Origin of the sequence: Legionella londiniensis, from assembly GCF_001467825.1 — a bacterium.
GTDB classification, from domain to species: domain Bacteria; phylum Pseudomonadota; class Gammaproteobacteria; order Legionellales; family Legionellaceae; genus Legionella_A; species Legionella_A londiniensis.
Window position 1 is genome coordinate 370,504 of sequence record NZ_LNYK01000016.1, and the last position, 23,859, is coordinate 394,362.

Genomic DNA, 23,859 nt, shown 5'->3' on the forward strand with positions numbered 1-23,859 from the left:
AGAATGGTGCCGGGCCTTCCTCAAAGTTGTTCAGATATAGGATTAATAAGCTTTATAAGCTGATCATATTTTTGTAATTTACGATTCCTGTAGGCTATCAGAACCTTGTAAACTAGCATGGGAATAATTAAAGTTGCAAAACCTATCGCAAAAGCGATTCGGTAACAAATATCCTTATTCATGCTTAACAAAAATAAACAAATGACCATGAGGATAATGGCGATAATACCGGTATAGGGTGAACCTGGAGTTTTATAACGCAGCACTTCAACCGTATATCCTTCAGCCAAGAGACGGCGGCGGAAATTGATTTGTGCCCAGCACAGCGATATCCAGGCTATGGCTCCGGTAAAACCGGAAACCAGCAACAGTGAAATGTAAAGTGTGCTTTGCCCAAAAAAATACCCGGTCAAAAGCAGAATCCATATCGCAATCAGAGTGACGATGCATGCGTTTTGAGGGACGGCATTATGATTTAGTCTGGCAAGTTTACGAGGAGCCATGCCATTATCTGCCAGGGCCTGCAGCGATCGGACAATGCCATATAACCCAGAATTTGAACAGGACAGGGTTGCTGTCAGGGTAACAAATCCGGCAACTGCGCCAGCCCATTTCAGCCCATAGAAATCAAGTGCGTCCGCAAATACGGAATTGCTGATTCCTGCCTTGTTCCAGGGGAAAATTAATACCAGGCAGAATACAGGGATAATATAAATAAAGAGGATGCGCCAGGTTACATTACGAATAGCTGCGGGAATCATGCGGGCAGGATCAGCTGATTCTCCGGCGGCAAGGCCAATAATCTCAGAGCCCTGGTAATTGACCAACAAGAGAACCATTGCCGACAAAAATTCCAGGAAGCCATGAGGAAATAAACCGCCTTGATCTAAGAGATACTTGGTGCCAATTATTCCGTGCCTATCTGCGCGCGGCAGCAAATCAAAGAATATTAAAAGCGCCAGTACCACAAATCCAACTAATGCCAGAATTTTAATGATGGCCAGCCAAAATTCGATTTCACCAAAGGCATCAACTTTGGCAAGATTGATATATGTGATCAACAATCCAAAGCCAATAGCCCAGATATAGCCGTTAATACCCGTGAAATGCTCCATGATAATGCCGCCTGCCACGCATTCAGCAGGAATATAGGCAACCCAGCTCGCCCAGTAGGACCAGCCGACGCCGCAAGCCAGCGCAGGAGAGATAAATTCCTTGGTATAAGTAATAAAAGAGCCTGAAACTGGTATGGCTACAGCGAGTTCCCCCATGCAAAGCATGGTTAGATAAATGATGATTCCACCCAGAATATAGGCAAGAAAGACGGAAGGTCCCGCTTGATTAATCATAGCGCCTGTTCCGAGAAAATACCCCGACCCGATTATTCCCCCTAAAGCAATTAATTGAACATGGCGTGTTTTTAGAGCACGGCGATATCCATTGTGAGCGGCTGTTTCCGCTTGGGTTTCGTGTAAGTTAAACACTGAAGGTTGAATCCTTAAAAAAATGCGTTATGCAGGCTATGGATGAAAAATTGTATAATAATTTTAATTTTTGTCTATATTTTTTTAACGATAATGAATAAAAAAATTGTTTCAAATTAGTTCAAAATGATCTATTTGTAACAAATTAAATAAGAAAGAATTGGTAATGTTTTAAAATTATGGGCAAGGTGAGTATTTGGCGGTGTATTAACCCCCTTTGAGTTCGAATCCTCTACACCTACCATTGAGTTGCAACAATAATCGTCCTGAAGGATAACAAAATCAAGGTTTTTGTTGCCACGGTACTGACGGTTCGTATTTCAAATACTGGGTAGTATTGTACTTTTGATGCATGAAGTATGGTACCATACCGCAGGTTTGAATCCTGTTTTGCCATCATTGGAAACAGTAATCTAATCTACAACCTTCTTCACAAACGCGGACTTCAGCCCCATTTGACCGATGCCTGGGATTTTGCAATCGATGTCATGGCCGTCTGCGGCTTCGGGTATAAGCCGGATAGACTTAACCTTCGTGCCGACCTTCACCACGCCGCCCCTAAATTTGAGATCCTTGATGACGGTCACGGTGTCACCATCCTTAAGTTCTGCACCGTTGGCATCGCGAATGATTGTGACATCTGATGAGTCAGCACTTGAATCTTTCGCCCAATCATAGGCGCATTCAGGGCAGATGAGCAGTCCACTATCTTCATAGACATAGGCTGATTGGCATTTTGGACAGGGTGGAAGTTTGCTCATGGTTATATCCTTAGTTTTTTATGAATTGATCTTGATTGTTTTTTCACGCGATGTGTGGCCATGTGTTATGGTCAGGGTTGATTCATTCAGGGTATCCTTTGCCTTTTTAAGCGCAGATTCATAATTGGGAACAAAGCTCACATGCGTTTTACCTTCGTCGATATGGGCGTTTTTCAGCATTCGCATAGGCTGAGGCTGAAGACCGCTCAATATAATCTGTGTGCCGTTATTGCCGCATTGCTTGATAACAGATTCCAATGCACTTTCTCCGGTAGCATCCAGATACGGCACCAGGCGCATCCGCAAGATCAGAACTTTGGGCATCTGTCCCATGGCTTTGAGCGTATCGACCAGATTACTCGCAACGCCAAAAAAGAACGGCCCTGTAATTTGGAATACTTCCACGCCTTGGGGCAAATCGTGCCGCTGCGCTTCATACTCAGCCTCTTCATCATAAAGTGCATTGGATTTACGCCATTCGGATTTTATCTCTACGGCCTCGCTCATATGCTTCATGAAGAGCAGGCACGCGAGCGTCACACCCACGCCAATCGCTACCGTCAAATCCACCAGAACGGTCAGCAAAAAGGTTAAAACCATAACGGCCCGGTCGGTGCGCGAAAGCCGGAAGATATGAATAAAATGCCCGATCTCGCTCATCCCCCATGCAACAATGAACAGGATAGCCGCCAGTGCCGCCATCGGTACAAAGGTCATAACATCCATAGCAAAAAGCATAAACAGGAGAAGAAACAGCGCGTGGAACATACCGGCCATGGGGGTTTTTGCGCCTGCTTTAATATTGGTGGCTGTGCGGGCAATCGCCCCCGTTGCTGGTAAGCTGCCAAACAAGCTTGATGCAATATTAGCAAAGCCTTGCCCAACCAGCTCCTGATTGGAATGGTGTTTGTACCCTGTCATCCCATCCGCCACCACGGCAGAGAGCAGCGCTTCAATGCCCGCCAGAAAGGCAATCGTAAAAGCTGATGGAATCAAACTTTGTAGCTTGGCAAAATCCCATGCAGGAAGCTGCGGCATTGGCAAGCCCGCCTGTATGTCCGGAAACCGAGAGCCAATCGTTTCAACAGGGATTTGAAACACGGCAACCACAAGAGCAGAGAAGACAATGGCAATCAGGTAACCGGGAAGCGTCGGGGCAAAACGCCGTAAGACAATAATGATCAATAAAGCCGCCAGTCCCACCCCAAGAGTTGTAAAGCTCACCGTATCCATAGCATCAAAATAAGCTGCCCATTTCGGGATAAAATCGGCAGGAACATTATCAATCTTAAGACCCAGAAAATCCTTCACCTGAGAGGAGGCAATAATCACGGCAATGCCTGCCGTAAATCCTGTGACCACCGGATGGGGGATGAATTTTATTATCTGCCCCAGCTTCGCATAACCGGCCACCAGCAAAATCACCCCCGCCATCAGGGTCGCCAGAATAAGCCCGTCATAGCCATGCTGGGCGATTACATTAAAGATCACGACAACAAACGCCCCTGTGGGGCCGCCGACTTGCACCCGTGAGCCGCCCAAGAAAGAAATCAGGAAGCCTGCAATCACTGCCGTGATCAGACCTTTATCTGGTGAAGCACCAGAGGCAATCGCCAGAGCCATAGCAAGCGGCAGGGCAATAATGGCCACCGTCAGTCCTGCTATCGCATCACTGCGCAGATCGGATTGTGAATAGCCGTTTTTAAGAAGGGTAAACAGTTTGGGGGTAAATGTACTCATGGTTTTGGTTCTTACTCTTTGCTTTCAATTAATCGCACGCCACGCCCTTGGCCGATGCTAGAGGCATTTTCCCCGATCAGCTCAATCCCAGCTTTATTCAAGGCCTTCAACAGCTTGGTCAGGGAGTCTACGTTGCCCCGGATCATATCATCACTGCCTTCCATCCGTTGAATGGTTGGCAAGGATAAATCGGCGATTTCAGCAAGTTGCTTTTGATCAAACCCTAAAAGCGCCCGCGCCGCTCGCAGTTGTGAGGAGGTAATCATTCTTGTTTAGGCCTTTATTTTTTATATTCTAAAATAGAATACTCATGTATAATACATCACTATGAGTAAAAAACAAGATTCTATAGATCAAAATAAACAAGCATCTGTATCAGCGCGCGCTGTTTTATGGCGCGGTATTAGAGGGCGCTGTCCCAGTTGTGGACATGAAAAAATATTTGAGAGTTACCTGAAGCAAGGAGAGAGCTGCTCAAACTGCCAAGAAGATATAGGACGCTTCAGAGCCGATGATGGACCAGCGTGGCTCACTATTCTGGTGATCGGTCATATTGTTGCACCCTTCATCACTGACCACGTCAATCTGCAGTGGACATTGTTATGTTCTCTCGCGACAACAGGCGGCAGTATCTCTTGGCAAGATCAAGATGCCACTGATCGCGCTAAAAAGCAGAAGCAAGAATTGGCGAACAAGCTCAAGCAAACCTTCGGACTTTCAGAAGACCCGGTGCCTTGGAATGAAGGCGAGAAAGCATACAAAGCAAGGTTTGTAATCAAAGCCGCTGATAATGTGCTGCGTCAGCTCACTGGTTGACAATGACAGGCATAGACTGGTGCGAACTGGTCAATTGCAAATAGCGAAAAAGCCCGCAAATGCAGGGCTTTTGAGGTTATGCCATCTCGGGCACATGAAAGTTTGTTTGTAGTCAATGGCGGAGAGAGAGGGATTCGAACCCTCGATACGTTTCCGTATACACACTTTCCAGGCGTGCGCCTTCGACCGCTCGGCCATCTCTCCACGCGCAGAAGAATATACTGCAATCAGCTAAAAATCAATTCTCTTGCCCGGGCCTTATAGATATTTTCAGGATTATTTTCTTAAAATTGTTTATACTAAGAGGTGTATTCAGGATTCAAACATCATGCAAAAGATTTTTTTGTTTATACTGGGTTTATTATTCAGCCTTGAGGCCAGTGCCTTTACCTGCTATTTAACTGTAGCCAAGGATAATTGTTGGCTGAACTATAATGTCACCGTGACGGCAATGGATGCTGAAAAAAATAACGAGCCCCTCGTTACCGTCATTATTCCCCAAGGCAGTGCCTGGGCAAGGCAAAAATTTACCTGTGAGCCCGACCAGACTTTACGCTTTAAAGCTCAGTATTCACCAGTTTTCTGGGAAAAAGAACGCGGCAAAGCTTATTTTGCTAAAAAATACTGGGTTCTTCCCAAAAAAATTGATAAAGAGGAACGAGCCTGGAATATCACTGTCTGTTATCCGGAGCAGTTTTCTGAAGTACCGCTTCCACCCGAAGCGGTCAGCAAGTGTAAATGCGATCTGGATACTATCCCGCCTATTCCTCCCCAATAATATATTATTTGGTTTGTCAGGAGTGTTTAATTGATGCAGTTAAGACGTAAAATCGCCCAGATGTTGATCATGGGATTTAAAGGCTGTAGTGTTGATGAACAAAGTCCCGTGGCATCGTGGTTAGAAAAAGATGGTTTAGGCGGAGTTATTCTGTTTGACAAGGATTTGCACACCAATAAGCCTTGCAAAAATCTGGCCAATAATACGCAGATAAAAAACATAACCAGACAGCTTCAGGATCTCTCAAAACTTGCTGATAAAAGCAGCAACAGTCAACCCCTGCCGTTATTGATAGCCCTGGATTACGAAGGAGGGTATGTCGATAGACTGGCTCATATTCCAGGATGCATCAAGACGTTATCTCCTGCAGAACAAGCACTTTTATCGCCTGAGGCATTTTTTTTGCATGCAGAAAAAATGGCTTTGCAAATGAAGTCGCTGGGATTTAACCTTAATTTCGCGCCTGTAGTCGATTTAAATTTGAATGACGAGCAAGGTATTATTGGCAAATTAGGCCGAAGTTTTGCGGACAATGCAGAAGATGTCGTGCGTGTGGCCAGAGAATTTGTGCGCGCATTCAGCAAACATGGAATAATCTGCACTTTAAAGCATTTTCCAGGTCACGGCAGCGCCATTGGCGATACCCATCTGGGTTTTGTTGATGTGACCCACAGCTATCAACCATCTGAACTATTGCCTTATGAGATGCTGTTGAACGAACATTCTTCCCTGATGGTGATGACGGCGCATGTCATCAACCGCCATCTCGACCCTCAGGGGCTTCCGGCTACCCTTTCCTACCCCATCATCACTGAGACTTTGCGGAAAAAGATTGGATTTGAAGGGGTGGTTGTCAGTGATGACTTACAAATGCACGCAATAAGCGACCATTACAGCCTTGATGAATCCCTGGAAAAAACCATTAATGCAGGCTCTGATATGCTCATCTTTGCCAATCAGCTTGGAGCAATTACAGCGACTGAAGTGATTGACGCAATTGAAAATCTGGTTGAAAGGGGCGCAATAAGCATTAAGCGCATTGAGGAAGCTTATGAGCGGATTGTTCTCCTGAAGCGAAGATTGAATTAATAAAATTCATTTTTGCCAAGATTGCTGCCAAATATCGTTGAAATTTTCTTTTATCCAAGTGAATTTTGTGTTAGGATATAAACTTTATGTACAAATAAAATACTGTTTTGGCATGACAATTCTATTTCCGCATATTTCAGCCTCGATACAATATCACGTTTCTTCGCAGATATCCTGTTGGTCGTGTTGTGGTTAATCTTGTTTCTTATTTTTTCATTCAGTCATTCATAAGGACGGATCATGTGCGCACAACACAATTCTAAACAAAGAAAATTTTTATTTAACACCCCCATGCTGTATGTGGCGATGATCATACTGGGATTAATTGCCGGACTATCTGATGTGGGCATTTTAAAAACGCTCGGTCTTATTGTCGCGGATGCGTTCATCAGGATATTTAAATGCATCAGCCTACCCGTCATAGCTTTATCGATTATCGTCACTTTGTCCAAATACCGCTCGGACGGTACAATGCGAACGATTTGGCGCCGCACCATTACTTATACTTTGGGAACAACGCTCATTGCCGCGGCAGTGAGCTGCGTCTTGTATCTGATGATAAAGCCCAGACTGGTCAGCGGCGTCCCGGTTTCTGGCGCTGTGCCATCGCCCCATGCCGGCAGTTACATGGATCATGTGGTGAACCTCATCCCTTCATCCATTTTCGCGCCATTTCTTGAGCATCAGGTTTTAAGTGTTTTATTTTTAAGTATGGTGATTGGTATTGCCATTCGTTTTATACCAGAAGACGATGCGCGTGATACCATTTCCAATTTTTTCCGTGGCGCCCATGGCCTGTTAATGGTGATCATTCGTTGGGTTATAGCCGTGATTCCAGTAGGGCTTTTTGGATTCATTACCGCTTCAGTCGTGCAATTGCGAAGCGGGGCGGCCCTTCAGGGTATCAGTCAATATTTGGCAATCATTGTCCTTGCAAACCTTATTCAAGGTTTTGTTATTCTGCCTTTGTGGCTGAAGTCGCATGGTATTCGACCCTTTTTAACCATGAAAAAGATGCTGCCCGCACTGTCGCTTGCTTTTGTTTCCAAGTCTTCTGTTGGCAGCTTGCCGGTAACGATGGAAACTGCAGAAAAGAACCTGCAGATCAAACCCGAGTTAAGCCGGTTTGTTTTGCCATTATGCACCAGCATCAATATGAACGGTTGCTCTGCATTCATTTTTGCAACCGTCATTTATTTAATGCAAAATCAAGGCATTGAACTTTCACTGGCATCAATGCTCGTTTGGGTTGTGGTGGCAACTGTCGCTGCAATCGGCAATGCAGGCGTACCTATGGGGTGCTTCTTTCTTAGTGCAAGTCTTTTGGCCAGTATGAATGTACCGATTACTTTAATGGGTATTATCCTGCCGTTTTATTCCCTGATAGACATGCTGGAAACAGCGTTGAATGTATGGTCTGATGCCTGCGTGGTCAAGGTGGTTGATAAACAGGCGAAGGCTGAAGAGGCACAATTAGGCGACAGTATTTTATCTGATGTAACGGCTTAGCCTAAAAACAGCGTTTCACAGAGGGTTAAATAAATTTGGCTTAAGGTTTTAAGGTCTTGATATGAAACACATTCATTAACTTGGTGAATGGTGGCATTGACCAGTCCAAGTTCAATGACTTCAACGCCATAAGGCGCGATGAAACGGCCATCGGATGTTCCGCCGCTGGTTGAAAGCTCAGGGCTAAATCCCGTAACTTTTTCAATGGAATGAATGCAGCTTTGCAGCAATTGCCCCTGAGCTGTCAGAAAAGGTTCCCCGTTTAACTGCCATTCGATATCAAAAGCCAGAGCCAGGCCATGCCGCGCAAAACATGCTGTAACCGCCTCTTTAAGCTTTGCTGCGGTTTGTTCAGTGGAATAACGGAAATTAAACTGCAAAATTAATTCACCAGGAATAATGTTGTTTGCTTCGCCTCCAGATTGGATGTGGGTCACCTGAAAGGTAGTCGGCGGAAAAAATTGATTGCCTTCATCCCATTTTTTCAGGGTTAATTCAGACAGCACAGGCGCGATTTTGTGGATAGGGTTATCAGCAAGATGCGGATAGGCCACATGACCCTGAACCCCATGTAAGCGAACTTTCCCTGTTAGTGAGCCGCGCCTGCCAATTTTTATCACATCTCCTACCCGTTTACTGCTTGATGGTTCGCCTATCAAGCAGTAATCAGGCATAATCCCTTGCTTTTTAAGTTGAGCCATCACAAAAGGCGTACCCAGATGAAACCAGTCGCCTTCTTCTCCGCTGGTTATGAGAAATGCAATCCGGCCGTCAAAGCCAGGATTTTTTTTGATAAAACCGGAAACTGCCGTCAACATGCATGCAAGACTGCCTTTCATATCAGCTGTGCCGCGGCCGTAAATCATGCCGTTTTGCTCATACAGAGCGAAAGGGGAATCGCTGAGCCATTTGTCAGGATCTCCGGCAGGTACCACATCGGTGTGTCCCGCAAAAAGCAACATCCGCCCATCCTGGCCATAGGAAGCAAAGAAATTGGCAACTGGGGCATTATCAAATTTCTGACAGGTAAATCCCAGCGCTTCCAAATGACGAATCATATATTCCTGGCATCCTGCGTCTTCAGGGGTAACACTGCGGAATTGAACCAAATCAGCCAGGGTTTTTTGCAGGGAGATCATGATTGGATGTCCCGCAAAAGTTCGTTAATGCTTACCTTGCTTCGCGTTTTTTCATCCACCTGCTTGACAATGACAGCGCAGTATAAACTGTGGCTGCCGTCTTCGGCTGGCAGGTTGCCAGGCACAACTACGGAGCCGGCAGGGATCCTTCCATAGGTAATTTCACCTGTTTTGCGATTGTAGATTCTGGTGCTTTGACCCAGATAGACACCCATTGATAATACAGAACCACGCTCAACGACTACGCCCTCGACCACTTCAGAGCGGGCGCCAATGAAGCAGTTATCCTCAATAATGGTGGGATTGGCTTGGAGAGGTTCAAGCACACCTCCAATGCCTGCTCCGCCAGAGAGATGCACGTTTTTGCCGATTTGGGCGCAAGAGCCGACTGTGGCCCAGGTATCTACCATGACGCCTTCATCAATATAGGCGCCGATATTGATATAAGAGGGCATCACAACGCTGTTTTTTCCAATAAATGCCCCTCGCCGTATCATGGCGTGGGGAACAATCCGTATCCCCATGCGGCGGAAATCTTCATCGTTGAATCCATTGAATTTAAGTGAAACTTTATCGTAAAACTGACAAAATCCGGCATCAATGACTTGATTGGGGTATATGCGAAAAGAGAGCAGCACGGCTTTTTTCAACCATTGGTGGACAATCCATTCACCCTCAATTTTTTCTGCCACACGAAAACGGCCTTGATCAAGTCCCATGATCACTTCTTCAACAGCATCAATGATTTCAGGGCTTGCTGAGTCAGGGGTTAGGTTGTGTCGGTTCTCAAACTGTTCTTCAATGATATGCTGTAATAAGTTCATTTTTTATCCAATATCTCAATTAATCAAGGCGAAGCTTGCATGGTAAGAAGTTTGAATGAGAATAATAGCGAGCCCTGATGAAATCAAGTCTTAGTCCTGTAGTCCGTATTAGCAAAGCGTAATACGGGGATTTGCAGCCGCCCTCCGGATTACGACTTCGTCTAATCCGGGCTTGTATCTTTAAATTGTAAGCAAGAAAGCTGCATAATTTGCTTTGAAGCTTTATGCATGCCAGCTATACTGCGAAAAATAATTCATCGTAGGTAAATCATGCAGTTATTGGTGACAGGGTGCGCGGGTTTTATCGGTTATCATTTTGCCAGGTTGCGGCTTGACAAGGGTGATACCGTCGTTGGCGTTGATAATCTGAATGATTATTATGATGTGCGTTTAAAACTGGCCCGGCTTGAGCAATTACGGGCGTATCAAAATTTTATTTTTTACTCTGATGACATTTGTAACCGTGAAAAAATACAGGAAATTTTTATAAAGCATCAACCCCAGCGGGTTGTGAATTTGGCAGCCCAGGCAGGGGTTCGCTATTCGCTTATCAATCCGCATGCTTATATTCAGTCCAATTTGGTGGGATTTACCAATATTATTGATGCCTGCCAAAAACACGGAGTTGAGCATTTGGTTTATGCTTCAACCAGCTCAGTATACGGCGCCAACGCAGCTCAACCTTATGCTGAGCAGGATTCCACCAATCACCCTCTGACTATTTATGCCGCTTCTAAAAAAGCGAATGAGTTGATTGCCCATTCTTATTCTCATTTATATCAGCTTCCTACCACGGGTTTGCGTTTTTTTACAGTCTATGGACCTTGGGGAAGGCCTGATATGGCATTTTTTTCTTTCACCAGGGACATTCTTGCTGGCAACCCGATTAAGGTATACAACTACGGAAAAATGCAACGCGATTTTACCTACATCGATGATATTGTGCAGGGGATTTCTCTGGCGCTCGATTCCCCTGCGGCATGCAATCCTGCCTGGTCTTCAATGACTCCAGATGCGGCAAGCAGCTTGTCTCCTTACCGTGTTTATAACATTGGAAATGGAAATCCAGTCAGCCTCATGGATTATATTCGAGCCATTGAAAAGGCGACAGGCAAAGAAGCGATTAAGGAATTTCTCCCCATGCAGGATGGGGATGTCTTATCTACGCACGCTGACACAACAAGCCTCATGAATCATTTTGGCTATGTCCCCAAAGTCAATATAGAAGAGGGCATCGAACGATTTGTTGCCTGGTATATCGATTTTTATGGAGATTCTTGAAGGGCATATCGGATATCTGCTTTTAAATCCTCAATATGCTCAATGCCTACAGAAAGACGGATAAACCCATCTTCAATACCCAATGCCCTTCTCTTTTCAGGAGGAATTGAGGCATGGGTCATAATGGCCGGGTGTTCAATCAGGCTTTCTACGCCGCCTAGGCTTTCAGCCAAAGTAAATAATTCGCAGCGGGATAAAAACCGCTTGGCGTCATTGAGATCTCCTTTGATAACCATGGATATCATTCCGCCAAATTCATGCATTTGCCTTTTTGCCAAATCATGCTGCGGGTGGCTTTTAAGGCCTGGATAAATGACTTTACTGACACGGGGCTGCCTTTCAAGCCACTCTGCAAGCAATAAAGCATTCTCAGAGTGGCGTTGCATGCGCAATGGCAAGGTTTTTAAGCTTCTTAAAACGAGAAAGCTGTCAAAAGGGCTTGCGATGCCGCCGGTTGAATTTTGCAAAAATGCCATTTGCTCGGCAAGCTCTGTGTTTTCGCCAGCGACCACTACACCGTTAACGACGTCGGAATGGCCGTTTAAGTATTTGGTAGCTGAATGTACAACGAGATCAAAGCCATATTCCAAAGGACGTTGTATCCAGGGTGTAGCAAAAGTATTATCCACCACCGTGATTAGCTTGTGCTGCTTTGCTAGCCGGACAATCGCTTCAAGATCAACCAGTTTCAACATCGGGTTTGATGGTGTTTCAATCCAGAGCATGCGGGTGTTGTCGCGAATGGCTTTTTCAAAATTTTCCGGGTGGAGAAGATCCACAAAAGAAAAGGACAGATTTGCAGTTCTTGTTTTGACTTTGTCAAATAAGCGGTAAGAGCCGCCATATAAATCATCCATGGCAATGACATGATCGCCTGAGTTCAGCAAATCAATCACCGTATTAACAGCAGCCATGCCGGAAGCAAAGGCAAACCCCCGCTTGCCAGACTCAAGGCTTGCAATGCAGGCCTCATATGCCGCCCTGGTTGGGTTATGTGTACGGGAATATTCATAACCCAGATGCTCGCCAGGAGCGCTTTGCTGAAAGGTAGAAGTCGCAAAAATCGGGGTCATCACAGCACCGGTTGCCGGATCAGGAGCCTGGCCTGCATGAATTGCCCTTGTATTAAAGTGTTTCTCATCCATAAAAAAATCCATTTACCAATAATCTGAGGGCAGGATAGCAATGTTTTAAAAAATGCTCAAATCAAATTTATTGCCAGTTTGCTACAATTAAAGAACAGATGACTGGCGCCGCTATATAGTTGAAAGCTATTTTAGTGAGGGATGAATGCGCAGGCAAGAAATAGACTACGAAAAGGTGGCAATAGCCGCATCGCGCATCAAAAAACGCGGGAAGGAACCATCTGTTACTGATATATGCAATGAACTGGGCCTTTTAAGTGCGACGCCGGAATTATCCACTTATTTGGAACGCTGGTATCACAATCAGCCTGAGTTTAAACGCATTAAAACATCGCCTTTGACAGAAAATATCAAGGTCAAGTCCAGCAAGAATGCCAAGCAAGTTGAGCTTGAAAAATCCCTTTCCCTGCTGCGTGCTACCCTGGAATCCACGGCCGATGGCATTATGATGGTTAACGGCAAAGGCCAGGTCGTTGACTGGAATCAAAAATTCATTGAAATGTGGCGCATTCCAAGTCATTTAATGGAAGCAGGGCCTGAAAAACTCAGTTTTGAATACATACTTGATCAATTGATTGATCCCTCAGAGATCATTGCCGATGTCCAGTTTCTCTATCAAAATCCAGAGTGGCAGGGGGAATTGCCCGAGCTTCACTTTAAGGACGGCCGCATTTTTGAACGGTATACCCAGCCGCAGCGGATTGGTTCAGAGATTGTCGGCAGGGTTTACAGTTTTCGCGATGTGACCCAAAAGCGCATTGCTACGGATGAATTGCTGATTCGAGAGCGGGCAATTGAGGCGAGTACCCATGGTGTTGCCATCATCGATGTTGCAAAACCCAATAAGCCGATTATATATATTAATCATGCCTTTGTCCGCATTACAGGCTACAGTGAAAACAACATCCTGGGTAAAAGCCTTGAATCCCTGCAAGGAACAAAAACAGATCAAGTCAGCCTGAAACGCATTGAGCTCGCCATTCGTGAACAGCGGGAAGAAAGCATTGAACTGGAGCTTTTGCGCCGTAATGGCGAAGCTTACTGGTGTGAATTGAGTGTGGCGCCGGTTAAAGATTCCTTCAAAAAAGTCAAGCATTATGTCTGTATCTTAAATGATATCACCGAGCGCCGGCAGATGGAGCAGCAGCTACTGGAGCAGGCAACCCATGACTCTTTAACCAACCTGCCGAACCGCGTATTGCTGTTAGACAGGGTGGAGCAGAGCTTGATACAGGCTAAAAAGAATAATTCCATGCTGGCATTTATTTTTCTTGATCTGGACCGATTTAAAATGATCAATGATACCCTTGGCCATTCCGTGGGGGACAGGCTGTTGCAAGCGGTTTCTAACCGCTTGTTGGTTGTTACCAAGGAGACGGATACAGTAGCGCGGTTTGGCGGAGATGAATTTATTATCCTGTTGCCGGATATCCACCGTGTGGATCAGGCCGAGCAAAAGGCGGAGGAAATATTAAAGACCTTGGTCAAACCGTTCAAAATTGGCCAGCATAATCTGAAAATAACCGGCAGTATTGGTATCAGCTTATATCCCAATAATGGCAATGATTATGAAACCCTGATGAAAAATGCCGATTTATCCATGTACCATGCCAAAGACAGCGGCCGCAATACTTACCGTTTATTTGATCCGGAAATGAATAAACAGGTTGTAAGCCATGTCCAAATTGATAATGCCTTACGCTATGCTTTGCAAAGAAAAGAATTCTACCTGGTGTATCAGCCTCTGATTGATTTAAAAAAACGTCGTGTCATTGGTACGGAAGCATTGCTTCGATGGCATAGCCATGTTATTGGCGCTGTCTCGCCATTCGATTTTATCCCCATAGCTGAAGAGAACGGCATGATTATTGATATCGGCACCTGGGTGCTTGAGGAAGCCTGCAAACAAACCATGATTTGGCATCAACTGGGTTTTAAAGATCTGATTGTCTCAGTCAATATTTCAGGGAAACAACTGCATCAATCTGATCTCCCAAAGCTCGTTAAGAGAATTCTATCTAAAACAGGCTTGCCTGCCCGCTGCCTCGAACTTGAACTGACAGAAAGCCTGTTGGTCGAAAATATCGAAAACGCGGTTGACATCATGCATCAGTTGAAGGGTATGGGCGTTAAGCTTGCCATCGACGATTTTGGGACAGGTTATTCCAGTTTGTCTTATTTAAAACAACTCCCTGTTGACCGCTTGAAAATCGATAAATTTTTCATTAAGGAAATGGTCAGCGATACCAATGATGCGGCGATTGTCAATGCCATTATCAACCTGGGCCACAGTTTAAACCTTGAAGTGCTGGCAGAAGGCGTTGAAAATGAATATCAAAAGGAATTCATTGAAAGCCATGACTGTGATTTTGCCCAGGGTTATTATTTTAAACCGCCGGATTCAGCAGACAGGATCACGGAATTTATCCAATCTTTTCAAAAATAAGGCGAAGTTATTTAATTTTATGGAGGAATGCCTTGTATAGTACAAACCATTTGTCCTTCCCGAAAAAGTGCTTTTTAGCCCGCGAAATGAACTGTCAACAGGCCTCAAGGGAGGAGCAATGAAAAAAATCACCATTATTGGAGCAGGACTTGCCGGAACCCTCTTGTCCCTTTATCTTGCCAGAAGAGGCTATGCGGTTGACGTGTATGAAGCAAGAAGCGATATTCGCCGTGTAGCCGATAATGGCGGCCGCTCCATCAATCTTGCCTTATCCTGCCGGGGGATAACAAGTTTAAAAGAAATAGGATTAATGGACGCGGTAGAAAAAATTATGGTTCCGATGAGGGCTCGAGCTATCCATGAAGAAAATGGCGAGGTGACGTTCCAACCTTTCGGCAGGCATAAGGATGAATATATTAATGCAATTCTCAGAACCGATTTAAACACCTTGTTGCTGGATCAAGCTTCTTCCAGTCCGTTGATTAAAATTCATTTTGACATGAAATTGCAGGAGATCGATGTTCGGCATAAGACCCTTGAATTGATGGATAAAGAAGGAAACCTTAAGCAAGCAGGGTATGATCACTTGATTGGCGCTGATGGCGCAGCATCGCTTGTCCGCGAAGGGTTGCAGAAAGCAGGCATTCTTCACTATCGCCGTGACTTTTTACCGCATGGATATAAAGAGCTTTCCATCAGCCGCGAGCACAGCGGTAACTTCATACGCGAGCATCTGCATCTATGGCCCCGTGATGCCTACATGCTTCTTGGCAACCCGAATCTTGATGACTCGATTACCGGCTCATTGTTTCTGCCCCTTGAAGGTAAAATTAGTTTTAAAAGTCTACAAAACGAAGAAGCGCTTCATTCTTTTTTTAAGCGCGCTTTTCCTGACGCCTATGACGCTATGCCCAATCTGGCGGGAGAATTTTTTTCCAATCCTACCGGAAATTTAAGCACAGTTCAGTGCTCAACCTGGTATTACAAGAATCAATGCTTGTTAATTGGCGACGCTGCCCATGGAATTGTGCCTTTTTTTGGCCAGGGAATGAATTGCGCCTTTGAAGACTGCCGCATTTTAGATGAAACGTTAGAGCGTTATCACGACGATTGGGGGCAGGCCTTGCCCGCTTTTTTTGCCAGCCGCAAGCAAAATACCGATGCAGTGGCTGCAATGTCAATGGATAACTATAGTGAAATTCAGCATGAAATTCGTGATAAAAAATTTAATTTAAAAAAACAGTTGCAGCAGGAGTTAATGCGTCGTTACCCTGAGCGTTATATCTCAAAGCACGTTCTGGTTATGTTTACCAATACGCCATATGCAAGGGCGCATGCCATCGGTGAAATCCAGGACAGATTTTTAGAAAACATTTCTTCAAATGCTGATTCACTGCAAGAAATAGATTGGCAGTATGTGGATAAGGCGATGCGTGAATATGATAAGAAACTGGCCGATTTAGGCGCATTTCCCACAGTGTCCTAACCCATCGCAAACTTGCCTCTTCCTCTTGTGGCGTAACTGACGAGGGAAGCAGGTGTCAAAAAATTGACGACTTGGCCAGGATGACTCAATTGTTTGGGAATCAAATTTAATTTTAACGTTATCCTGCGGCTGATCGATTTATTTTTTATGCTTTTTTCAACCATAATTTATTGATTTTATTAATTTTAAAAAATGATTGGCATGAAAAGTGCAGAATTAAAGGCGTAAACTCATTTTGCACTGGAGAAAATCATGAAAGCTATCGAAGCATATATTGAATCAAAACAACAGGAATTTATGGAGCATCCGTTTTTTGAGATCCTTCAAAATTTAAATACCCTGGATGAAATCAGCTGTTTTGTTCCGGAATTGACATTTTGGGCAATGACCTTTCAGGATATATTGCGCTTGAATGAAGAGCGGGTTCAAGATCCTTATTTGAAAAAAATTGCCCGCCACCATCGTCTGGAAGATGCCGGCCACGAAAAATGGTTTTTACAGGATAAAAAATATATGGGAAGCCTTGGCAATTCATATTGCTGCAAAGATGATGTAGCCTGGCTATACGGCAAGGAATCGCAAGTTACCCGTGATGCGGCTTATGCCATACTATCTGAGATATACAAAATCGATGATGAAATATTAAATATTGTCTTGCTGTTGACTCTGGAATCATCAGGACATGTATTTTTTGAAAAAGTGGCTAACCAGATTAAAAAAACAGGCGAAGATGAAAACCTGAAATATTTTTCAAGCACCCATTTGGAAGTTGAAATGGCGCACGCTATCTTTGAAGAAGAGATGGAGCGTAAATTGCATGAGCGCAAAATTTCAGTCAATACCAGGCGTGAAGCATTAAAGCTTGTGGATCGATGCTATGAAGCATTCAACCGCATGTTTGATGGCCTGGTTATTGTCTGCAACAGCCGCTTAAAAGCAGCTCAAGAAAGGAAAACAAAAAATGCCGCAACACATGTGGAATACAGAGAAAATCAAGCAGTGTGAGCTGGAAACCAACCAGGCCCTTTTGCGTGATGAGAAGGTGCTTCAAGAATTTAATCAGGACTTTGGCCGAACCCAAATTGGTTCGGCCGCTGCTGTTTATGTTGCCCAAAACTTGGATTCATTGCAAAAACTCCTCGCTTTTGCCTGCCGCGAAAAGTTGCCCTTAACCATCAGGGCAAATGGATTAAGCCAGGCAGGGCAGTCCCTTGCCCCGAAAGGTGCGCTGAGTGTAGATATAAGCAAGCTTAACTCCAGCGTCAGTTGGCAAGATGGCCAGTTAATAGCGGGCTGCAGCGCGTCCTGGAAAGATATCATACGAGCTTCATTACAGCGTCAGTTATTGCCTTATGTTTTTCCCTATAACACCAGCCTGACCCTGGGCGGAGTGTTATCCGTGGGAGGCCTTGGTTCTTCGACATTTAAAGAAGGTATTATTGCAGGCCATGTTGATCAATTGCAGGTAGTAATCGTTGAGGGAAAGTTGCTGCATTGCAGTGAAAGTCATAATTCTGAATTATACAGGGCCTGTCTGAGCGGCACAGGTCTTTTCGGCATTATTTATGATGCTGCAATTCAATTGCGCCCTTGTAAATCCAGAGTGCGTTCGCTGACTCTGAATTATGATGATTATGGTTTATGGATTGACGATCAGTTTATCCTGAAACATTACAGTGATTATCTTGAAGCTTTTGTAATCAATGAAAATCCAGGCCATGCCAAGCCTGTCTATGTGACTAATATCGCACTTGAATACGATGACATGCCGCCTGACTTCAATTTTATTAATAAACTGCGCCACAGGCGTTGCGGTGAAATGGAAGATAAGTCAATTTTAGATTACATCAACCGCCATGATCCGCGTTTAAACTTAATGAAAGAAAGCGGCGCCTGGTCATTGCTTCATCCCTGGTATGAATGCTATGTCGAAAGCAATGCATTATCCAGGCATTTGGATGAAGTCATTGCCTTATTGAGTGATTCTTTGCCAGGGATTTATCATATTTTCCCGGTAGCAAGAAAAAAACCTTATTTTTTTAAGCTGCCGGAAGGAGAAAGGATTTTAACCTTTAATGTGTTGCCTCCGGGTTTAAGGGAGGAGGAGGCAGCCAACGCAATGCAGGCATTACAAAAAGTGGATAAGTTATTACTTGGCCTTGGCGGAAAACGATACATCTCCGGCTGGTTTAGAGAAGATATGAAAAAGGATTACTGGATTACCCACTATGGGGATAAATGGATAGAGCGCCAGAAGATAAAAGCATTGTATGATCCCTGTAATATTTTTCGTACAAGGCTTTTCCCGGCTCTATAAAATATCAAAAAGAGTAGATTGTGTATAAATATTTAAACAAAGAATCATTTAAACCCATTGCTGTCCAAATAATTTGCGTGATTTTGCTTTTTTTGATTTTTTGGCAAATTGCATCCGGTATGAGGGCCGTTGCTCAATATCGGGATTTGGCAAGCGCAAAAAATATTGCTCTTGAGCAACCAATCAGCCAGGACAGTTTTGCAGTAGCCCCGGCGCTTAATGCGCCTCTCTTTGGCGAATACATTCCAGAAAAGCTGAACAAGATCCAGCAATCGATGCTGAACCTTGAAGTAGTGGGCATTATCCTTGCGGATCAAGAAGAAAACTCACAAGTTATCATTCGCATGAGTGATGGCGAAGAACAAAGCTTTCGCATGGGAGATAGCCTGCCTGGCGGTGCGCTTATTAAAAAAATTACCGAAGAAGGCATTCTTGTTATAAGAAACGGCACATTGGAGAGTTTAAGTTTCCCCAAAAATGAATTAATCTTTGAACCGCCTGCTAAAGCATTGGTTCATTAAGGTGGTTATTTATGCGTTTTAAATGGTTGATCCCTGTGTTTTTTGGTTTTTTTACTCTATATGGCTGCTCAATGACGCAGATTAATCTGCAAGAGGGCATTAAAAGCTTCCAGGAACAAAATTACAGGCAGGCTTTTATCCGTCTAAAACCTGAAGCAGAAAAAGGAAATCCAGATGCGCAGTATGCTGTCGGCTACATGTACTATTATGGAGAAGGGGTGACGGAAGATAAACAAAAAGCCATGTACTGGATAAGCTGTGCCGCAAAAGCAGGGCAGGCAGATGCGATTGAAGCCATGCACATCCTGCAAAATCCGCCGCCATTAACCAAATAACCTGTGTTATAGATCGGATGAGGCTTGAGGTCGTCATCCGATATGTGGATTTATTGATGCGTTCTTAGCAGAGGCGGGCTCCAGCAAGGATATGGCCGTATTATTTATTAGGGCCTTTCTTAACCAGGTCATCCAGAGCTTCTTCAACGGAGTTGATATTTTTCATGCTGTTAGTATCAGTAAAGAAAAATGTGGCTCTCAAGCTTGGAGATTTGCGGGTTGCCAGTGAGTGCACCAGGTGACCTGCGGCACGGGCTGCCATAATTGCAGCGCCTACGCCGGTTAAGGCCAGCATGATATTGGCAACAATCGGCTTCCAAACCTTGCGGTGGCGACTCATACTGCCATCCTCGCTGTGCAACATCTCCTTAAATTGATTCTGGAATAATTGGATATCGCGCTCATTTTTAAATGCATTTTTAATAGCTTTTATTTCACTAGGGCTACCATCCAGCCCATGAGCCTCAAGGCCAAGCCGCTCGCACAGTTTTTTATGTAAAGTTAAAATGGTCTTGCTTTTATCAACGCCTTCTTGCGCTAGTTTGTTACCATAGTCACGCATTTTTGCAAGGGCATGAATGAGTTTTTGAGCCGGTTTTTCAATTTCCTTATACAAGGCCTCTCCGCTAATCAAATCTTTTTTAAACTCCTCTATACCTTGACCGGTTTTTGCTGAGGTGATAAAAACCGCTGGCCGCTCTGAAGGTTTGGTGAATAGCTTATTTATCACTTGCTGCAAATCTTCATTGCTTTCCAGTGATAAATCATGTTTGGTACCTACCACAAGAATTTGCGCCTGGTCTTTGTTAGACTGACGAAACCACTCGATCTCTTCTTTTATCTTCTGTTCATCAATTTCTTTTGATAAATCAACGCAGTATATGCCAATGTTAGCGTTTTGGGCATAGACTCGAATTATGGGCTCGAAACGGGGGTTACTTGATGTGTCCCATAGTCCTAATCTTCTAGAACCAGTTTCAATGAAATCAAAGTCGACACCAACTGTGGGTTTTGGTTCATGAAATTCCTTTCCAGCTAAGCGATGAGTCAAGCTGGTTGTTCCAGCCCCCCAAAAATAACAGTTTAATGCTCCGCTCATGATAAATTATTTTTTAATCAGCATGCTAGTTATTTTAGCATAAAAAGATTAAGAAAACCTTATGCACTCATTTTGCTATTTTTTGTCATTCTCGCGCGGCAGCTTTGGTCGGGTCATTGACCCAATCTGCACATACTTGACTGGCTGTCTAATTGATTGGTTGCCTAGCTTAGTCCGGCATTGAGCAGTAAGGAAATCACATAGCAACAATAGATAAGCAGTAGAAGACCGCCTTGCCAGCGGCCGATTTTTCTTTTTTCCTGGTAATTGAACCATAAAAGGATGGCGGTGACAGCAAACATGACCGGTATGTCACGCCATAAAAGCACATGGCTGATGGCTTCGGGGTTAATGATGCTTGGGAAAATCAATACAGCAAGCAGATTAAAGATATTTGAACCCAAGATGTTGCCTACGGCAATGTCATCCTGCTTTTTGTAAGCTGCCCAAACTGAAGTTGCAAGTTGAGGGAGGCTTGTTCCGATTGCAATAACGGTTAAGCCAATCGTCAATTCATTAAGCCCCAGCCATGAGGCAAGATATGCCGCGTTTTCTACCAGAAAATGGCCGCTCACTGTCAGCAGAATAATCCCGAAAAAGAGACTGGCCATATTCATTTTTATTGAGCGCTTGCTGGCAAGCATCTTGTTGTATTCCCTATAGAAAACATCGCGTGCGGAGCTGCGTGCGAGGTAGATAAGATAACCAATGGTCAAAATTAAGGCAACCAAAAGCAGGCAGCCGTCAATAATGCCTAAATAGCCATCAATCATTAATGAATACGTAAAAAGCATGATCACAAAAATCAGGGGATATTCGCGTCTTAGCAGGGAAGATTGTAAAGTCAGAGGGCGCAGGAGCAATATAATCCCAAGAATTAAACCGATATTGGCAATATTTGAACCAATGGCATTGCCCAGCGCAAGATTGTTTTTACCCTCAAGCGCCGAAGTCAGGCCCACGATAATTTCAGGGGCGGATGTCGCCATGCCGACAATAGTTAAGCCGATAACCAATGGAGAAACCCGATAATATTGGGCAATGCCTGATGCGCTGTTGACCAGATGGTTTGCTGCCCAAAAAAGGCCGATAAAACACAATAGGGTGATAATGAGTGCACTCATAATAGTTCTCAGGTTAGCTGGTTTTATATCATACGTTATTCGCTCGACAACTCAACCATTTCAGGCTTTTTAGTGTTGATAAAATGTTGGATGATCCTGATAACCGGTTTTGCCAATCCGAGAGAGAAGATTTCATCGGCTCTGAAAAATCGCCCATTAACAGATGGATTGGGCGCGTGAAAGTTTACTGCGCATAAGGAAAATGCTTTTATATTGAGGGTAAAGTGTGTAAAGCCATGCCTGAATGCGGCTAATGCCCGCGGTTCATCAACGTGAAGCAAATAAGTTTCCAGAAGGTGGGTTCTGGCGCACTGATTTTCATCAATACTCGGCAAGCACCATAAGCCGCCCCAAATTCCTGATGGGGGGCGTTTTTCAAGAAAGATAAGATTATCTCTATTGTGGATGAGTAGAAATTGCTTTGTTAAGGCAGGTTTAATCTTTTTTTCTTTTTTTTTCGGTATGTTTTTGACTTGCTTTGTCAAAAAAGCCTGGCAGTTTTGCTGCAGAGGGCACAGCTCACAGGTCGGGTTTCTCGCAAGGCAACAGGTAGCGCCTAAATCCATAATCGCCTGGGTATAGTCAGCGCATTGTTGCGAAGGCATGCAGGCATCAGCAAGCTTCCAGAGCTTTTGCTTTACATGGGTGAGTTCGAGGGAGTCTGATATTAAAAAAAAGCGGCTAAGTACGCGTTTAACATTCCCGTCCAAAATAGGAGTGCGTTGATTGTAAGCGAGAGACGCGATGGCCGCGGCGGTAGATTCGCCAATGCCAGGCAGCCTTGTTAATTCAGATACCTTATCAGGAATGACGCCATTGTGCGTTTCGCATATCATCCTGGCTGTTTTATGGAGGTTTCGGCCGCGGCTGTAATAGCCAAGGCCAGACCATAAGGCGAGAACATCGTCTTCTTCTGCGCCTGCCAGGCTTCGGATGTCAGGAAACCGGTTGATAAAGCGGATAAAATAAGGAATAACCGTTTTGACCTGAGTTTGCTGCAGCATGATTTCGGACAACCAAACCCGATACGGGGTTCTGGGATTTTGCCAGGGCAAATCGCGCCGCCCGTGTTGCTGATACCAGGCGAGCAGGGGGAGCGCGAATTGTTGCAAAAGCGCCATAGCCTTAATTATTTATAAACGGCGATGCGATCATCAAACACAAAGCACGTGCCTTCCCAAAGGGATTGTTCTTCAGGAATTGTGTCAAGATAATTCAGAATCCCGCCTTTTAAATGATATACTTCCTTGAAACCAAGTTTTTTTAAATAGGCGGTTGATTTTTCACACCGAATGCCGCCCGTACAACACATGGCGATTTTTTTATCTTTTTTATCCATGAGATGCTTTTCCACATATTTCGGAAAATCCCTGAAGTTATCCGTTTGGGGATTAATTGCATTTTTAAATGTTCCCAACTGAATTTCATAACCATTACGGGTATCAATAAGCATCACTTGCGGATCGGAAATCAAGTCATTCCATTCTTCCGGAGACACGTAGGTTCCGCTTGATTCCAATGGATTTACTCCTTCTACGCCCATGGTTACAATTTCCTTACGGAATTTGATTTTAGCTTTAGCAAAAGGCACAAAATCATCAAATGTTTCTTTAAACCACAAGTCGTTAAAACGCAAATCCTCGCGCAGAAAGCTGTAGAAGTTTTCCATGTCAGAAGGAAGCCCGGCAACGCTGCCGTTAATTCCTTCTTCAGCGAGGATGATTGTGCCTAAAAGATGATTGTTGTTCATGGCTTCAAGCAACGGTGTTTTTAAGGCTTGAAAATCAGGAAGATGAACAAATTTGTAAAAAGAGGCAATAACGTAGTTTTTCATGCTTCACCTGGTTAATAAAAACTGCTCTGAAAAAGGCAGATAAGATACCATATTTTCAAGTATAGTGCTTTACATAACCTCTATAGATCCAAGGCCTGCGCATGAAAAAACTCTTGACTTCTACGTTCGGT

At 44.3% G+C, this 23,859-nt stretch carries 22 protein-coding genes and 1 tRNA gene; 11 read left to right on the forward strand and 12 right to left on the reverse strand.

The window, feature by feature from the left end:
* Positions 1–20 precede the first annotated feature (20 nt).
* The 4 genes from Llon_RS07465 to Llon_RS07480 form a co-directional block, all read right to left on the reverse strand.
* Positions 21–1,484, reverse strand: coding sequence for an amino acid permease (locus Llon_RS07465; RefSeq protein WP_058529425.1), 1,464 nt, complete (start codon positions 1,482–1,484; stop codon positions 21–23).
* 413 nt (positions 1,485–1,897) lie between these two features.
* Positions 1,898–2,245, reverse strand: a complete 348-nt coding sequence (locus Llon_RS07470) for a zinc ribbon domain-containing protein YjdM (protein WP_058529426.1) — start codon at positions 2,243–2,245, stop codon at positions 1,898–1,900.
* 18 nt (positions 2,246–2,263) lie between these two features.
* Positions 2,264–3,985 carry a SulP family inorganic anion transporter gene (locus Llon_RS07475; RefSeq protein ID WP_083503285.1) on the reverse strand — a complete coding sequence of 574 codons (1,722 nt, stop codon included), beginning with the start codon at positions 3,983–3,985 and terminating at the stop codon, positions 2,264–2,266.
* An 11-nt stretch (positions 3,986–3,996) separates the two neighbouring features.
* Positions 3,997–4,251, reverse strand: coding sequence for a helix-turn-helix domain-containing protein (locus Llon_RS07480; protein WP_058529427.1), 255 nt, complete (start codon positions 4,249–4,251; stop codon positions 3,997–3,999).
* 61 nt (positions 4,252–4,312) lie between these two features.
* Between Llon_RS07480 and Llon_RS07485 the strand changes: the two genes are divergently transcribed.
* Positions 4,313–4,801: a DUF983 domain-containing protein gene (locus Llon_RS07485; protein ID WP_058529428.1), complete on the forward strand. Its 489-nt coding sequence runs from the start codon at positions 4,313–4,315 to the stop codon at positions 4,799–4,801.
* 116 nt (positions 4,802–4,917) lie between these two features.
* On the opposite strand, the gene Llon_RS07490 is transcribed toward Llon_RS07485, so the two are convergent.
* Positions 4,918–5,005 (reverse strand) — tRNA-Ser (locus Llon_RS07490).
* A gap of 124 nt (positions 5,006–5,129) precedes the next feature.
* On the opposite strand from Llon_RS07490, the gene Llon_RS07495 reads away from it, so the two are divergent.
* The 3 genes from Llon_RS07495 to Llon_RS07505 all read left to right on the forward strand — a co-directional run bounded on the left by Llon_RS07495 (position 5,130) and on the right by Llon_RS07505 (position 8,177).
* Positions 5,130–5,579 carry a hypothetical protein gene (locus Llon_RS07495; protein WP_058529429.1) on the forward strand — a complete coding sequence of 150 codons (450 nt, stop codon included), beginning with the start codon at positions 5,130–5,132 and terminating at the stop codon, positions 5,577–5,579.
* Between the two features lie 30 nt (positions 5,580–5,609).
* Positions 5,610–6,668: a glycoside hydrolase family 3 protein gene (locus tag Llon_RS07500; protein WP_058529430.1), complete on the forward strand. Its 1,059-nt coding sequence runs from the start codon at positions 5,610–5,612 to the stop codon at positions 6,666–6,668.
* Positions 6,669–6,908: 240 nt separating this feature from the next.
* Entirely contained in the window at positions 6,909–8,177 is a 1,269-nt protein-coding gene (locus Llon_RS07505) for a dicarboxylate/amino acid:cation symporter (RefSeq protein WP_058529431.1), read from the forward strand.
* Here Llon_RS07505 and dapE read toward each other — a convergent pair.
* Together dapE and dapD are read right to left on the reverse strand one after the other, a co-directional pair.
* Complete coding sequence (dapE, locus tag Llon_RS07510) at positions 8,174–9,316, reverse strand: succinyl-diaminopimelate desuccinylase (RefSeq protein WP_058529432.1); 1,143 nt, start codon at positions 9,314–9,316, stop codon at positions 8,174–8,176. The genes Llon_RS07505 and dapE overlap by 4 nt on opposite strands.
* Entirely contained in the window at positions 9,313–10,140 is an 828-nt protein-coding gene (gene dapD / locus Llon_RS07515) for a 2,3,4,5-tetrahydropyridine-2,6-dicarboxylate N-succinyltransferase (protein ID WP_058529433.1), read from the reverse strand. The genes dapE and dapD overlap by 4 nt, the downstream gene beginning before the upstream one ends.
* A gap of 270 nt (positions 10,141–10,410) precedes the next feature.
* Between dapD and Llon_RS07520 the strand changes: the two genes are divergently transcribed.
* Complete coding sequence (locus Llon_RS07520; RefSeq protein WP_058529434.1) at positions 10,411–11,421, forward strand: NAD-dependent epimerase; 1,011 nt, start codon at positions 10,411–10,413, stop codon at positions 11,419–11,421.
* Here Llon_RS07520 and Llon_RS07525 read toward each other — a convergent pair.
* The gene (locus Llon_RS07525) at positions 11,406–12,566 is read right to left on the reverse strand and encodes a trans-sulfuration enzyme family protein (protein WP_058529435.1); all 1,161 of its coding nucleotides are present in this window, start codon (positions 12,564–12,566) and stop codon (positions 11,406–11,408) included. The genes Llon_RS07520 and Llon_RS07525 overlap by 16 nt on opposite strands.
* Before the next feature lie 145 nt (positions 12,567–12,711).
* Here Llon_RS07525 and Llon_RS07530 point away from each other — a divergent pair, with 145 nt between their 5' ends.
* The 6 genes from Llon_RS07530 (at position 12,712) to Llon_RS07555 (ending at position 19,671) form a co-directional block, all read left to right on the forward strand.
* Positions 12,712–15,012: a bifunctional diguanylate cyclase/phosphodiesterase gene (locus Llon_RS07530; RefSeq protein ID WP_058529436.1), complete on the forward strand. Its 2,301-nt coding sequence runs from the start codon at positions 12,712–12,714 to the stop codon at positions 15,010–15,012.
* 118 nt (positions 15,013–15,130) lie between these two features.
* On the forward strand, positions 15,131–16,498 hold the full coding sequence (locus Llon_RS07535) for an FAD-dependent oxidoreductase (RefSeq protein ID WP_058529437.1): 1,368 nt from the start codon (positions 15,131–15,133) through the stop codon (positions 16,496–16,498).
* Between the two features lie 252 nt (positions 16,499–16,750).
* Positions 16,751–17,503 carry a hypothetical protein gene (locus tag Llon_RS07540; RefSeq protein ID WP_058529438.1) on the forward strand — a complete coding sequence of 251 codons (753 nt, stop codon included), beginning with the start codon at positions 16,751–16,753 and terminating at the stop codon, positions 17,501–17,503.
* Positions 17,460–18,815, forward strand: coding sequence for an FAD-binding protein (locus Llon_RS07545; RefSeq protein WP_083503286.1), 1,356 nt, complete (start codon positions 17,460–17,462; stop codon positions 18,813–18,815). The genes Llon_RS07540 and Llon_RS07545 overlap by 44 nt, the downstream gene beginning before the upstream one ends.
* Before the next feature lie 20 nt (positions 18,816–18,835).
* Positions 18,836–19,336 (forward strand): type II secretion system protein N, encoded by a 501-nt coding sequence (locus Llon_RS07550; RefSeq protein ID WP_058529440.1) that lies wholly within the window; start codon positions 18,836–18,838, stop codon positions 19,334–19,336.
* 11 nt (positions 19,337–19,347) lie between these two features.
* Positions 19,348–19,671 carry a tetratricopeptide repeat protein gene (locus tag Llon_RS07555; protein WP_058529441.1) on the forward strand — a complete coding sequence of 108 codons (324 nt, stop codon included), beginning with the start codon at positions 19,348–19,350 and terminating at the stop codon, positions 19,669–19,671.
* Positions 19,672–19,771: 100 nt separating this feature from the next.
* Here the strand turns inward: Llon_RS07555 and Llon_RS07560 are convergent, their stop codons facing one another.
* From Llon_RS07560 to trhO, 4 genes are all read right to left on the reverse strand, one after another.
* Positions 19,772–20,770 (reverse strand): ADP-ribosylation factor-like protein, encoded by a 999-nt coding sequence (locus tag Llon_RS07560; RefSeq protein ID WP_058529442.1) that lies wholly within the window; start codon positions 20,768–20,770, stop codon positions 19,772–19,774.
* A 164-nt stretch (positions 20,771–20,934) separates the two neighbouring features.
* A complete protein-coding gene (locus Llon_RS07565) occupies positions 20,935–21,894 on the reverse strand; it encodes a calcium/sodium antiporter (protein ID WP_058529443.1) in 960 nt (319 codons plus the stop codon).
* A 35-nt stretch (positions 21,895–21,929) separates the two neighbouring features.
* Positions 21,930–23,015, reverse strand: a complete 1,086-nt coding sequence (gene mutY, locus Llon_RS07570; protein WP_058529444.1) for an A/G-specific adenine glycosylase — start codon at positions 23,013–23,015, stop codon at positions 21,930–21,932.
* Between the two features lie 8 nt (positions 23,016–23,023).
* Entirely contained in the window at positions 23,024–23,728 is a 705-nt protein-coding gene (gene trhO, locus Llon_RS07575; RefSeq protein WP_065238292.1) for an oxygen-dependent tRNA uridine(34) hydroxylase TrhO, read from the reverse strand.
* Between the last annotated feature and the right edge of the window lie 131 nt (positions 23,729–23,859).